Annotated in this window: 12 protein-coding genes and 1 tRNA gene; 10 read left to right on the top strand and 3 right to left on the bottom strand. The window is 49.9% G+C overall.

The genetic code is table 11. The features are described from left to right. Positions 1–12: 12 nt before the first annotated feature. Positions 13–1,089 (bottom strand): HEAT repeat domain-containing protein, encoded by a 1,077-nt coding sequence (locus tag AB1611_16295; protein MEW6381149.1) that lies wholly within the window; start codon positions 1,087–1,089, stop codon positions 13–15. A 472-nt stretch (positions 1,090–1,561) separates the two neighbouring features. Here AB1611_16295 and AB1611_16290 point away from each other — a divergent pair, with 472 nt between their 5' ends. The 9 genes from AB1611_16290 (at position 1,562) to AB1611_16250 (ending at position 9,920) form a co-directional block, all read left to right on the top strand. Next, positions 1,562–3,280 carry a tetratricopeptide repeat protein gene (locus AB1611_16290; protein ID MEW6381148.1) on the top strand — a complete coding sequence of 573 codons (1,719 nt, stop codon included), beginning with the start codon at positions 1,562–1,564 and terminating at the stop codon, positions 3,278–3,280. Continuing rightward, positions 3,277–4,098 (top strand): DUF4292 domain-containing protein, encoded by an 822-nt coding sequence (locus tag AB1611_16285; protein MEW6381147.1) that lies wholly within the window; start codon positions 3,277–3,279, stop codon positions 4,096–4,098. Before AB1611_16290 ends, AB1611_16285 begins: the two co-directional genes overlap by 4 nt. Before the next feature lie 9 nt (positions 4,099–4,107). Then, the gene (locus AB1611_16280) at positions 4,108–4,992 is read left to right on the top strand and encodes a 4-(cytidine 5'-diphospho)-2-C-methyl-D-erythritol kinase (GenBank protein ID MEW6381146.1); all 885 of its coding nucleotides are present in this window, start codon (positions 4,108–4,110) and stop codon (positions 4,990–4,992) included. 28 nt (positions 4,993–5,020) lie between these two features. After that, entirely contained in the window at positions 5,021–5,278 is a 258-nt protein-coding gene (gene spoVG, locus AB1611_16275; protein ID MEW6381145.1) for a septation regulator SpoVG, read from the top strand. Between the two features lie 51 nt (positions 5,279–5,329). After that, positions 5,330–5,401 (top strand) — tRNA-Gln (locus AB1611_16270). Between the two features lie 23 nt (positions 5,402–5,424). Next, a complete protein-coding gene (locus AB1611_16265; GenBank protein MEW6381144.1) occupies positions 5,425–6,366 on the top strand; it encodes a ribose-phosphate pyrophosphokinase in 942 nt (313 codons plus the stop codon). Positions 6,367–6,421: 55 nt separating this feature from the next. Continuing rightward, on the top strand, positions 6,422–7,051 hold the full coding sequence (locus tag AB1611_16260) for a 50S ribosomal protein L25 (GenBank protein ID MEW6381143.1): 630 nt from the start codon (positions 6,422–6,424) through the stop codon (positions 7,049–7,051). 20 nt (positions 7,052–7,071) lie between these two features. Further along, positions 7,072–7,647 (top strand): aminoacyl-tRNA hydrolase, encoded by a 576-nt coding sequence (pth, locus tag AB1611_16255; GenBank protein ID MEW6381142.1) that lies wholly within the window; start codon positions 7,072–7,074, stop codon positions 7,645–7,647. Between the two features lie 212 nt (positions 7,648–7,859). After that, the gene (locus tag AB1611_16250) at positions 7,860–9,920 is read left to right on the top strand and encodes a sodium-translocating pyrophosphatase (protein ID MEW6381141.1); all 2,061 of its coding nucleotides are present in this window, start codon (positions 7,860–7,862) and stop codon (positions 9,918–9,920) included. On the opposite strand, the gene AB1611_16245 is transcribed toward AB1611_16250, so the two are convergent. Both AB1611_16245 and AB1611_16240 read right to left on the bottom strand, forming a co-directional pair. Further along, a complete protein-coding gene (locus tag AB1611_16245; protein MEW6381140.1) occupies positions 9,912–11,189 on the bottom strand; it encodes a CNNM domain-containing protein in 1,278 nt (425 codons plus the stop codon). The two genes, AB1611_16250 and AB1611_16245, sit on opposite strands and share 9 nt — an antisense overlap. Positions 11,190–11,623: 434 nt before the next feature. Beyond that, entirely contained in the window at positions 11,624–12,583 is a 960-nt protein-coding gene (locus AB1611_16240) for a hypothetical protein (protein MEW6381139.1), read from the bottom strand. A gap of 302 nt (positions 12,584–12,885) precedes the next feature. Here AB1611_16240 and AB1611_16235 point away from each other — a divergent pair, with 302 nt between their 5' ends. Beyond that, complete coding sequence (locus AB1611_16235; GenBank protein MEW6381138.1) at positions 12,886–14,211, top strand: MFS transporter; 1,326 nt, start codon at positions 12,886–12,888, stop codon at positions 14,209–14,211. The last annotated feature ends 40 nt before the right edge of the window (positions 14,212–14,251 follow it).

Below are 14,251 nucleotides of genomic sequence, written 5' to 3'. Positions count from 1 at the left end.
TTCCTGCCGCCCTTAATTTTCCGAGTGACTGCTGAACTGCTGACCTGCCGCCATCTGAACCCAGGGAGGGGATAATTGCAGAAGGAGCACCCTGGCTGTATTTCCGCCAATATGCTGAAGAGACTGGATCGCAGCGGCCTGAAAGATGGAGGGGCCGTTTTGGGCGATTCTGGACAGGATATCCAGACTTTCCCTGGCCTTGAGCTTTCCGAGCAGTTCAATGGCCCGCAGGCGGGTCCCCTGATTGATGGCGATCCTGACACACAGGCTGAAGAAGGAAATGAGATCCGCCCTGGCTTGCTTGGATAAGTGTGCAGCCGGTTTCGACGGGCTGAAGAACCCATGTCGATGGAGTATGGATATGAAGGCCGTGCTCATTCGCTCGATAATGCTGTCGCTCGGATGAGCGATATTTCTGAGCATGGAGCTGATGATCTGCGTGCTGCCGATTTCGCCAAGAGATTCAACGCAAGCCGCCAGGATAAATTCATCATCCTGCTTGAGAAGCTCCAGGAGAATCTGGATAGCCTTCTTGCCCCCGATTTGTTCCAGGCTTTTGATACCGGAGAAAATCACCCAGGATTCCTCTTCGGTCTGCAGCAGTCTTTCGATTGCCCCGATCCCGTCCTCGCTTTTCAGCTTTCCCAGGCTGGCCAGAGCTCCGCTCCTCACTCGGGGAGAAGGGTCCCGGAGAGAAGCTATTAATGCCTCTCCGGCCTCGGGGTTGCCGATTAATCCGAGCAGGTCGGCGATGCGGGCCCTGATCGGCTCGTGAGAATCCTGCAGTAAGGGAATGAGCAGAGAGATATGATCGTAGGCAATCTCAGCGATGATCTCCATGACCATATTCTGGATTTGTGCATCACTTTTATGCAGCAGGGGCAAAAGGCTGACGGTCACTTCAGAAGTATTGATCCTGATCAGGGTGGATGCGGCCAACTCCTGAATCGTTGTGTCGCTGTCGGATAAAAATTCGACGAGTAACCGGCAGGCATCTCCATTCCCTTGTTTTCCCAGGCTCTGTATGATTTGTTTTTTAGCTGCGAAGCTTAAATTCCGAGTACTGCAAAGGTCAATCTGCTTTGACATGCCAATTTCCTTTTTTTATCCTGCATTAGTGATTCTGGACGTACGGCTTGTATAGTAGGCTTGCGGCTGATTGTTAAAAAACGGAGATAACTTGATCACCCCGTAAGCAAGCAAAATCGGTGCCATAATAATCGCTACCTGTCGGAGTGGCTTGGATACTGCTTTCCCGGTGACGCGGCGCAACGAGCGAAGCTTCTGAAGATCATTCTGTTGCTCTAATGTAGTGCACAATTTGCAGAGGGAGGGTAAATCGGAAAGAGCTTCCGATAAATTCAAAGAGGGGTATGAATTCGGGAAAATGAATTTGGTTTGGGTATAAGGCTTTGATTTTTGTTAAGATGCTTTGAGAGTTCCAATTGACTTTATAAAAAATTGTGTTATACTACTTGTGGTAAGCTTAAAGTTCTCTGCCTCTATGCCTTGGGAGTTCAAACTATCAGCTCACTATCCAGTACTGAAAGGTGGAAAGATCATGGACAAAAGAACCCCTTCCCCCCGGGGAATCGGCTGGTTAATCATACTGATGATATTATGCCTTCTGGGACCGGTATCCTGTCTGGCCGAAGATGGGCCTTCCGATGCACCGAATGGTTTGAGCAGTGCCTATTATCACTTTCTGCTGGCTGAGTTATTCGGTAATGAGGGGAAAATAGACCAATCGATCGAAGAGTACACCAAAGCCTCCAAGGCCGACCCCCGATCCCTCTTTCTCCACAGTGAGCTGGCCAATCTTTTGCACCAGCAGGGCATGGTGGAGGAAGCCCTGTCACACTGTGAAAAAATACTGGCTATCGACCCTAACAATGTTGCGGCTGTTTTCCGGATGGCCAGGATTTATTCTCAGCAGGGTACGGTCGAAAAAGCCATTGCCCTTTACCGGAAGGCAATCAGCATCGATAAGGAAAACCCCATGGCCTACCTGTTTCTGGGGCAGGTGTATTCGACGGGCGGAGAATATGAAAAAAGTATCGAAACCTATAAGCAGCTTATCGGGATTGTACCTGACTATTATGTCGCCTATTACTATCTGGCCAAGGTGTATCTTGAGCTCAATATGGTGGAGACGGCGATCGATTATCTCAAAAAAGCCATTCAGATCAATCCTGAGTTTAAATCCGCCCTCATCAAACTGGCGATCGTCTACGAGAACCAGAAGCATTATGATCAGGCGGTCAGGATTTACAACCAGCTCATCGATCAGGACCCCGAAGCCCTGGAATTCCGGTACCAGCTCGGCAGACTGTTCATTCTTCAGGACAACCTGGATGAAGCATTGAAGCAGTTTCAGACCATCCAGCAAAAAGATCCCGACAACCCGGAAACGTATGTCAAGATCGGGCTCATCTATTACGAGCAGAAGCACTATCCCAAAGCGATAGAGGCATTTAAAAAGTTTCTGGAATCCAACCCCGCCGACGAGGATGTCCGGCTGTATCTTGGTATCTCCTATGAAGAGATGCAGGATTATGAAGCCGGCCTTGCGCAGTTTAAAAAGATCCTGACCTTTCACCCCGAATCGATCAAGGCCAGGGTCCATCTCAATTATCTCTATCAGAAGCAGAACCGATGGCCTGAAGCGATTCAGATCCTGAAAGAGGCGATCCGGCTCCAGCCCAAAACCGTGGATCTGTACATAACTCTGGCCCTGACCTATAATCAGACCAGGCAGTACACAGAGGCTATTGATTGCCTTTCAAAAGCCCTGGGCATCGAGCCTCACAATGACAGCCTGCATTTTTACCTTGGAGCTATCTACGAAAAGGCCGGCCGGTTCGAAGACTCCATCCGTGAGTTCGAAAAGACCATCGAACTGAACCCGCAGCGGGCGGAAGCTTACAATTACATCGGTTATATGTATGCCGAGCGAGGGATCAAGCTGGAAGATGCGGTTTCGAAGATCAAAAAAGCCCTTGAATTCGAGCCCGAAAATGGAGCATACCTGGACAGCCTCGGGTGGGCTTATTTTAAAAAAGGGCTGCTGGAAGAGTCGGCAGTAGAGCTCAACAAAGCGGTCAAGCTTATTACCGATGATCCGGTGATCTATGAACATCTCGGCCAGGTTTATTTCCGCAAAGGCGACCTTCCTCTGGCTCGTGACTACTTAAAAAAATCCCTGGAATATGATCCAAACAATGTGAATGTCAAACGATGCCTGGAAGATCTGCAACAGCAGATTGAGAAAGCCAAATGATGTTCCCCCTCACCAGGCGGACGGCAGTTTTAATCCTGTGCTGCGCTTATCTGTGCATCGTCTGGGGATGCGCCGGAAAGTATCGTCAGCCTGGTGGCACCCTGCTGCCTGTTGAAAAATCGCTCCATCAATTGCTGGAGCGCCGGAGTGCATTTCAGGATTTTCGGGGGCGGGCATCGGTCAGCATAACCCGGGAGGGGAAAAAGCAAAGCTTTTCTGCAAATCTTGTTTTTGATGCTTCTCATCGAACCCGGATCGAGGGGCTGGGGTTTGCCGATACCCCCTACTTTTTTCTGGTTGCGGACAGTAACCGGATCTGCTTTTACGCTCCGGATCAGCAAAGGGTCTTGTGCGGGGAATCATCGGGCCGGAACTTATACCGGTTAACCGGCATCTGCCTGCAGCCTGAGTCTCTGGTGGAGCTTTTTTCCGGAAACCTTCCAGCCGATGTATCATTAAAGACGCTGAAACGTGGATCCCTGAGCGGCGAGGGAGAGAATATTGAATTTTTCTCCCGTCAGAATCAGGCCTGGTACCGCATCCAGGTAGACCGGGAAAGAGGAGTGATGGTCAGGATGGAAACCCTGGATGCAGACAGAGAGCCTCTTTTTACTGTCCTGTTTGACGACTACCAGACAGTTGAAGGCTACACCTGGCCCCGGCGGATTGAGTGTTCGTTTATCCCCTCGAAGGTGCACCTGAAAATCCGATACAAGCAGTTCTCCCTGAACTCAGGAATCACTGACAGCGCCTATCGTCTGCCGTATCCTTCCGGGACTGTGATCGAAAATATCGGCAGATGGCAGCCTGAAAGGTAGCAGGAGAAAATGGAGCAGGGGATAAAGGTCATCGCTCCGGCAAAGATTAATCTGGGGCTGGCGGTTCTCGGAAAGAGAGAGGATGGATATCATGACATCCGGACCCTGTTTCAGGCAGTGAGCCTGCATGACGAACTGGAGTTTTGGCCCGTCAGAGAGGGAATTGAGCTTGTCTGTGAAGGGGATGAGGATATCCCGTCCGGTCAGGACAACATCGTCTGGAAAGCAGCCAGGCTGTTTCTGTCCCGGTTCAGCGTTCCATCCGGGGTCCGCATCCGTATCCGCAAAACTATCCCGGTAGCCGCAGGGTTGGGGGGCGGCAGCAGTGATGCGGCAGCTACCCTGAAAGGCTTGAGCGAGCTGTTTCAACTTACTCTTCCATATGAGGAGCAGCTTATGATGGGCAGGCAACTTGGGGCGGATGTACCCTTTTTCCTTTCGGGACATGCCTGTGCCCTGGGTGAGGGGATCGGAGCAGACCTCACTCCTGTGACACCCTTGCCTAAGTCATGGATAGTTATTGTCAATCCCGGCTTTCCCATTGCAACCCAATGGGTTTATGCGCATACCAGTTTGTTATTGACAAATAAGTCGAATCATATTAACATGGTGCAACTTTTTTTGAGAGAGAATGACCTGTCTCGGATAGGTTATTATCTTCACAATGACCTGGAAGCGGTTGTAGTCAAGAGATACCCTGTAATTGCCGAATTAACCAATCGTCTGTTTTCCGCGGGAGCCGTGGGTGCTGTCATGAGTGGAAGCGGTGCGAGTGTCTTTGGAATATTCGCTGATCATCCATTAGCCGACCAGGCTTTTAATCTTATGAGGAAAGAAAGTAGTGGGTGGAAGGTTTTTTTAGCTCAACCAGTGGGTAACACAAAGATCAACTAACTTTTTACCGGGAGGACGGTGAAGGCAGGTGGAAATAACAGACGTGAACATCTATTTAGTAAATGGTGAAAAGCTAAAGGCTTACGCAACGGTTATTTTTGATGATGCCTTTGTTGTTCGGGATATGAAAATCATCCATGGCAACAATGGACTGTTTGTCGCTATGCCAAATAAGAAAACCAAGGATGGGACTTTTCGGGATGTCGCCCATCCCCTGAATAAGGAAATGCGAAAATTGATTGAGGAGAGTGTTCTCAACCACTACAAGACGCAAGTTGAAATGTGATCTGGTGCCTCAACCAATATAACTCAACATGAGGTAATGATTAACTTTTGATGGGGCGTCGACAAGCGGTAAGTCACAGGATTTTGGTTCCTGCATTCGGAGGTTCGAATCCTCCCGCCCCAGTCAGTTTTTGAGAGAGAAGAGAAATGGGTTTTGAATTAAAATTAATAGCAGGAAATTCAAATGTGCCTCTGGCCAAGGGGATCAGTAACTACCTGGGAGTTCCCCTGGTGGAGGCGACGGTCGGAAAATTCGCCGACGGTGAGATTGTCGTTCAAATCAATGAAAATGTCCGCGGCGCAGATATGTTCGTCATCCAGTCAACCTGTCCTCCGGTCAATGACAATCTGATGGAGCTTTTGATTATCATTGATGCACTCCGGCGGGCTTCCGCCCGGAGAATTACCGCCGTGATCCCCTATTACGGGTATGCCCGGCAGGACCGGAAGGTGCAGCCGAGGGTTCCCATCAGCGCCAAGCTGGTGGCTGACCTGCTGACCACTGCCGGGGCTAACCGAGTTTTGACTATGGACTTGCACGCCGGCCAGATTCAGGGCTTTTTTAATGTACCGGTGGATAATCTTTTAGCCGCACCGGTGCTGATTGATTATATCAAAAGCCTCAAGCTGTCCAATGTGATTCTCGTTTCCCCGGATGCCGGCGGAGTGGAGCGCACGCGGAACTATGCCAAGCGGCTGAATGTATCGATTGCCATTATCGACAAACGAAGAGAAAGACCCAATGAATCCGAGGTCATGAACATCATTGGAGATATCAAGGGGAAAGATGCCTTTATTATCGATGACATGATCGATACCGGCGGCACCCTGGTCAAGGCGGTCACGGCCCTGATTCAGAACGGAGCCAGGAGTGTGTATGCCTGCTGCACTCATGCCGTGCTATCCGGAAGCGCCATGGACCGGATCAATTCTTCGGATCTCAAAAAATTAGTGGTTACCGATACGATTCCACTCAAGGAAAAGGTCCAGAATTCCGCTAAAGTCGAGATACTGTCAGTGGCAGACCTGATCGGTGAAACCATCTATCGGATCAACGTCGATAAATCGGTAAGTTCCCTTTTTGTATAGTTCTTAACATCTTGATGGCATATAGCGGTATGCTTTTATTCGCATGGAGGCGTAAATGGCTGTTCAAATTAACATAAAGGCAAAAGTCAGGGACCAGTTCGGCAAGGAAGCCAACAAAAGTCTGCGCAGGAAGGGATTCACGCCGGCTATTCTGTATGGGAACCGCGAAAAAGCTTTGCCCTTATGGTTTGATACCAATGAATTTTTAAAACAAACTCATGGTGAGTTACATGAAAATGTTATTTTTAATATGAAAATCGAAGCTGATGCCAATCATAAGGAGGAGACGGTCAGGGCAATTATCAAAGAGCTGCAATTTGAGCCCAAAAAAGATACCCTGGTCCATGTAGACTTCTATGAGATGGTAGCAGACAAGGCGATTTCAATGGAAGTGCCGGTGGAGACCGTCGGCGAGGCCAGGGGTGTCAAGCTCGGTGGCGGAATCCTGGATCACGTAAAGCGGGAGATTCTGGTTGAATGTCTTCCCAAGTTTATCCCCGACTCTATAAAGGTTGATATTACCAACCTGGATGCAGGAGAAGCTATCCATGTACGGGATTTGAAGGCTCCTGAAGGCGTCACCATTCTGGAAGATCCGGGAACGGTTTTGCTGACGATTACTCAGGGATCGAAGATTGCCGCTGCTGCGGAACCTGCACCAGCACCCGAACCTGAAGCAAAATAGGCCGGGGCCGGGGCTTGGATTTGCAACTCATTGTCGGACTGGGAAATCCCGGCTCCCGTTATCGACGAACCCGCCATAATATTGGTTTCCAGTCCGTTGATGCACTGGCATCAGCATATCAGATTCAGCTTTCTCACACTGATTCGGTATCTCAATGGGGAAGGGGGACAATCAGGGGAAAGGAGGTACTTTTAGTCAAGCCTCAGACTTACATGAATCTCAGCGGAAAAGCAGTCCTTACTTTTCTCTCTTATTACCATCTTACCTATCAAGATCTTCTTGTCATTCATGACGATATGGATTTACCACTGGGCCGCATACGGATCCGCGGGCAGGGAAGGAGCGGCGGGCACCGGGGCATAGAGTCAATCATCCAGTGTCTGGGAACTTCCCAGTTCCCCCGCCTTCGGATCGGCATCGGCAGGCCCTGCGGCCAGCAGGAACCAAAAGAATATGTTTTAAAAGAATTTTCCGAAGAAGAACAGACTATAGTAGCCAAGGTTATTGAAACTACAGTCCAGTGCGTGGAGGTCATCCTCGATGAGGGAATCCTGACAGCCATGAATAGATTTAATCGCCTGGATGCTGTGGGTTAAAGTAAAAATAAATAGTACCTATCGATCACCTGGCGCTGTGAGAAATTGAAGAATGATAAAACGGGCTAAAGGGGGAGGGATCTGTCAGATGGGCACATAAATCACAGCATTCTTCAAAGAAGTTTATGCCGCAGTAGTCTTTTCGGATTATACTCATTATTCCTTGTTTTCTCTTTTATTTTGGTGGGATTATACAGGAGGACGATGATAGTATGGATGCCTTAATCGGTGGTTCCTTGGGGCCTATTTTTGTTTCAATTGCGGTGGGAATTCTTGGAATGTTCTTTGTCTGGATTCTGGCTAAGCGGATCCTGTCGAAAGACCCGGGCACAGAGAAAATGGTCAGGATCTCTGATGCCATCCACGAAGGTGCAATGGCCTTCCTGTTCAGAGAGTATAGAGCAATTGCAGTCTTTGTAGTCGTGGTGTTTGCTGTTTTGGCTCTGTTCGTTACCATAGAGACAGCCGTGGCTTTTGTTATCGGTGCTCTGTGCTCTATCACGGCTGGCTATATCGGCATGAGTATCGCCACCAGAGCAAATTGCAGAACCGCCCAGGCCGCAGCCAAAAGCTATAATGAGGCTATCGGTGTTGCTTTTCCGGGAGGAGCGGTTATGGGGACCAGTGTTGTCTCCCTGGGCCTTCTGGGACTCTCTGCCGTTTTCGTGGGTATCATCTATATCCTGAAAGGAAGCCGTCCGGATTTAGATACAGCGATCATTGACGCGGTTCAGATGATTGCCGGTTTCTCGATGGGGGCATCCTCCGTGGCTCTCTTTGCCAGGGTCGGCGGCGGAATTTATACCAAAGCCGCCGACGTCGGTGCGGACCTTGTCGGCAAGGTCGAGGCCGGTATTCCTGAAGATGATCCCAGAAACCCGGCAGTTATTGCCGATAATGTCGGAGATAACGTCGGTGATGTGGCTGGTATGGGTGCTGATCTGTTTGAGTCATACATCGGAGCCATTGTTTCCGGCATGGTCATAGCCGCCGCTCCAAATCCCAACATAGACGTAAAAGGAGTTTTATTATGCCTTTTGCTCTCGGCATGGGGCATCATCTCTTCAACAATCGGGATATTTTTCGTCAGGGCTGATGAAAAGTCCGACCCGCAGAAGGCATTGAACCGGGGCATGACTGCATCGGCAGTTCTCCTGGCCATCGGATCGTTTGTTTTGTGTGCCAAGTGGTATGGCAGTATGAACCTTTTCTGGGCAGTCCTCTCAGGGCTGATTGCCGGTATGGTCGTCGGGTATGTCGCCCAATACTATACTTCAGGCACGCAGGTTGAAACCGTAGCCAATGCAGCCAAGACCGGTGCAGCTACCTGCATCATCCAGGGATTGGCTGTAGGTATGAAATCAACAGCCCTGCCCCTGGTGGGTATTGCCATAGCGACCATCATTGCCTACCGGGCTGCGGGGATATTCGGTGTTGCCCTGTCCGCCATCGGGATGCTGGCCATCACTGGAATGACAGTGGCCGTGGATGCGTATGGCCCTATCGCTGACAATGCAGCCGGTATTGCCGAAATGGCCGGTATGGGCCGGGAGGTCCGGGAGCGGGCGGAAAAACTCGACGCCATCGGAAATACGACTGCGGCTATCGGTAAAGGATTTGCCATCGGCTCCGCAGCCCTGACCGCTCTGGCACTTTTCGTTGCCTATGGGGAAACGGTCAAGCTGGGAATATTGAACGTCATAGACCCATATGTTGTGGCCGGGTTCTTTATCGGCGGCATCATTCCTTTCATTGTCTGCGCCATGACCATGCAGGCGGTTGGAAGAGCGGCCTTCTCCATTGTGGAGGAAGTAAGAAGGCAATTCCGGGAGATTAAAGGGCTGATGGAAGGAAAGACCATGCCGGATTCGGCCAGGTGCGTGGATATTACCACCAAAGGAGCCATACGGGAAATGATTGTTCCCGGCATCATGTCTGTCACCGTCCCCCTGATTATCGGCATCATCCTTGGCCCTGAAGCCCTTGGCGGCTTTCTGGTGGGCTCACTGGTTTCCGGAGTCCCCCTGGCTATCATGCTGGCCAATGCCGGTGGCGCCTGGGATAATGCTAAAAAATTTATCGAAGCAGGCAACCTTGGAGGCAAAGGTTCGGATGTCCATAAAGCAGCGGTATCAGGCGATACGGTTGGTGATCCCTTCAAGGATACTGCCGGTCCGTCCCTGAATATCCTGTTAAAGCTGATGGCAGTTTCTTCCCTGGTTTTCGGACCGGTTATTGTCCGTTTGCACACCATGCTGCTCAGCTTATTCTGATTTTGGCTGCTCCAGGATCTGGATTTCAACCTTGGAAATCCTTTGCCTGCGCATGGAACTGACAGTAAGAAGATACCCCTCGTAGGAAACGGATTCACCCCGGACCGGAATATGGCCGAGCTGATCCAGGATCAGGCCTGACAGGGTTTGAAACTCCTCATGGGGAATGAAAGTATTCAGAGACCTGTTAATCTCCCTGATGGAAGCATGACCATCAACGATGATTCTTCCATCAGGGAGATATTTAATCCACTCCCTCTTGCGGTCGTATTCATCGAGAATATCACCGACGATCTCCTCCAGCACATCTTCCAGGGTGACTAACCCTTCAATTCCTCCATATTCATCGACGACCAGGGCCAGATACATTTTCCCCTCCTTAAAGTCTGCCAGCAGAGAGAGTGCCTTTTTGGACTCCGGGATAAAGAAGGGGGGATGCATGATTTTAGGCAGAGAGAAGGCTTGCGGGCTCTCCTGAAAGTCGATCAGGTCGCGGCTGTGAATGGCACCGATAATGTTATCAATGTAATCCTTATAAACAGGAATACGGGAGCGGCCTGACCGACTGATGAGACGGACTACCTCGGCATATGAGGCTTTTTCTTCAATACAAATCATTTCTGTCCTGGGAATCATGATTTCTCTCACCGAGATGCTGGCCAGGTCAAAAATGCTCATCAGCATCTTACTCTCCTCTTTTTCAACAACGCCCTCTTCTTCTCCCGCTGAAATGGCAGCCAGAATTTCCTCCTCCGAGATAAGCGGCACTTTTCTGCTTTCATGGGGGGTGATAAATTTCAACAGGAGGTCACCCAGCAGGTTGACGGCACTGACAACCGGCTGCAGAAGACTCATACACCATAACACAGGACGGACCACCATAAAGGCAATCTTTTCCGGAAACCTGCTGGCGTAGATTTTGGGTGAAATTTCACAGAAAATCAGCAAGATCAGCGTGATCGCGATCGTGGCATACAAAATGCCGCTGCTTCCCCACAGGGCGATAGCCAGGGCAGTGGCCACGGAGGACGCGGCTACATTTGCGAAATTATTGCCCACCAGAATAGTGCTGAGCATATTTTTCCTGTGTTCCAGCAGTTGATTGATCAGTTGAGCCTTTTTTGACTGGCGACGCTTGGCCAGATAGAGGATTCGCAGCCGGTTGAGGGACATCATGGCAGCCTCAGACCCGGAGAAAAAAGCGGAAAGCGCCAACAAGGCGATAAGCATGGCTGATAAAAGCGGCCAGGAGTATAATAGTTGACTCAAAAGCAGGTTTCCTTTCAAAAATAGCCTGTCATCATAGTTTACCGATAAATAAACCCTCTTGGGATTATTAAACCATATTTTGGCTGATAAGGCAATGAGTTGAAGCATGCTGCGGGCAAAGCCTTTTTGATAGATTACCTTTTAATCGAGAGATGGTTTGAAGGAGAGAAAAACAAGAGGTAAGAATCAATCTTTATTTCCGACATGGTAACTACTCAGGCACAAAGGGGCACACAGGCACAACGTTACCTTTGGCTATTCGATGCTCAACTGCCCGACATCCCCGCCTGCGCGGGAATGACATGCGGTGTGCTGGCTGATATATACGAGGGATCAGTTTTTACTGACCACTGACCACTGATAACGCATCCCCTCCCTTGATCAACCTTGACAGAATGACAGGATGATGCCGGGGGAGGGGATATCCGGAGCTCCTATTCCGCAGGTTCCATACTCTCCAAGTTACCGGGATCATCCAGATTACTCTCGAAATTTCCCAGACTGATTTTTTCCTTTATGGCTTTGACCGATGCCAAGACAAGTTGATGATAGTCGGACTTGCAGACAGCCATTCCACCGTTGATAAGCTCAACACCAATTTTGACTAATTTCTCCTTCTCGGGAAGCTCGATACACAGTGCCTGGGGAGCAATTGCAGCGATATGCCCGGCAACTGCCTTAATCGCGGATTTTTCATCCTGGAGCAGGTCTTTTCCGTAAGATGCCATGATCTTCTGAAATGCCGCTTCACCCTGAATAATGACCTTTTTCTCGTCTTCATCCCGGCCATAGACCCCGGCCAGGAGAGATGGGATGCTTGAGTCCCGCAGTGTGGACGAAAGGGCAATTCTGGCCCCGATTTCCGGATCATTATACCGTTTTATCAAGAGATCCACACTATATTCTACAGCAATGCGGCAGAGTTCTTCGGCGTGCCCATAGCCAAGAGCCAGCAGCGCATTCAGGACGCCCTTTACGTCCGCAGAATAGTGGGATGGATTTTCTTTCAGTATCCTGTCGATGAGCTGTTGGGCTTTCATGCTCTCATAGTCAGGCACATGGCGGGCAACGTAATCCGCTCCCCAAACATCATTATGGCTTATAAATCCGAGGGCAAACGCTTTTTCATTTTTCCCCTCGGCCTCGTCCCAGACGCCCATGAATTCATAATGCATCTGCTCTTCTAAATACCTCCTGTTTGGTACCCGGTAAATATAGCTGAAGATGTCAGGAGCTATGGCTCCATACAGCTTTTGTGAATTTGCTATTCCAAACCCCCTATCCAGCTTTCGCATAATATACGTGTGCGTGGCAGGCCCCCAGGCAAAACCATGATCGCAGGTGAAACTTAATACCAGGAGTGTAGCCAGAGTCATGAAGATACATTTTTTCATTTCCCGTCAATCCTTTCTTAAGCTTAAGCTTCTGTTAAGCTGATAGTTAATCGTTTCGATAACTTAAACTTCGTCTTTATCAGATATTTTGACGAATAATATATTTGTTTACGTAATTAATCGGATTTTCGGGGAATTTTCGGGGCTATGATTTTCAATCAGCATCTTTCAATTGTCATTTCAGGAGAGAGGCTGTATAATGAGTGGAATTAAAGGACCGAGGAGAAACATGTCGTATGCATAATCAGAAGGCCTACAGGAGAAAGCCATTGTTGAGATAAGGGAAAAACCGAAAAAAGAATATGGAACCTGCGCAAACTAGCTCTCGCGAAGTAAAAGGACTGAAGCTGATCCTTCGCTCTCTTCGTTACAGGAATTTTCGTCTCTTCTTCTTTGGCCAGAGCATTTCCCTGATTGGCACCTGGATGCAGATGGTGGCCATGAGCTGGCTGGTGTATAACCTGACCCATTCGGTGTTTCTGCTCGGTGTGGTCGGATTTGCCAGTCAAATTCCCGCCTTCCTTTTTGCTCCGCTGGCCGGGGTGCTGATCGACAGATGGAACCGCCGGCGTCTTGTGATCGCCACTCAGACTCTGTCCATGATTCAAGCCTTCATTCTGGCCGCTCTCGCTTTATCCGGTCATGTTGCGGCCTGGCATATCATACTGTTAAGCATATTCATCGGTCTGGTCAACGGCTTTGACATCCCTGGCCGCCAGGCATTTCTGGTGGATATGATTGACGGAAAGGATGACCTGGGCAATGCAATCGCCCTCAACTCCACGATGTTTAACGGGGCCCGGCTGGTTGGGCCATCCATAGCGGGCATACTCATTTCTTTCGTCGGGGAGGGGGTGTGCTTTCTCCTGAATGGCCTGACATTTCTGGCGGTTATCGTAGCCCTGCTGGCCATGAAGATTGCACCGAAAGAAAAAAGTGGCCAAAGGCCCTATGTCATGCAGGAGCTCCGGGAAGGATTCTCGTACGCTTTCGGGTTTGCACCCATCAGATCGGTTTTGCTGCTCCTCGCTCTGGTCAGTTTCATGGGTATGCCCTATATGGTACTGATGCCTATTTTCGCCAAAACCATTCTTCACGGCGGCTCCAGGACCCTGGGTTTCCTGGTCGCAGCTTCGGGCGCAGGAGCTTTCCTGGGCTCTCTTTACCTTGCCTCGCAGAGAAGCGTTCTGGGGCTTGGGAAAATGATCGCCATTGCTTCGGGCATCTTTGGCATCGGGCTGGTCGCTTTTTCCCTTTCCCGTGTTCTGATACTCTCGCTGTTCCCCCTGCTGTTGACCGGATTTGGGATCATGGTGCAGATGGCTTCAAGCAATACGCTCCTGCAGACCATTGTGGAGGAAGATAAGCGTGGCCGGATAATGAGTTTTTTCACCATGGCCTTTGTCGGTATGGAACCCTGCGGCAGCCTGCTGGCCGGCAGTCTGGCCAGTGCCATTGGCGCGCCGAATACGCTCATGATCGGAGGGGCCTGCTGTATTCTCGGATCACTGGCATTTGCCAGCAGGCTTTCGGCCCTCAGCGAAATGATTAATCCGATCTATATCAAGCTGGGCATCATTCCCGATGTGGCCGCAGGCATTCAGATGGCTGCCGAGGAGACGGGGTAGGGAGGAGTGCAACAAGCAAATTCAAATAGTTTTAGGGAGA

The organism is bacterium (assembly GCA_040755755.1).
Taxonomy (GTDB): domain Bacteria; phylum SZUA-182; class SZUA-182; order DTGQ01; family DTGQ01; genus DTGQ01.
This window is presented reverse-complemented; position numbering and strand designations above follow the sequence as displayed.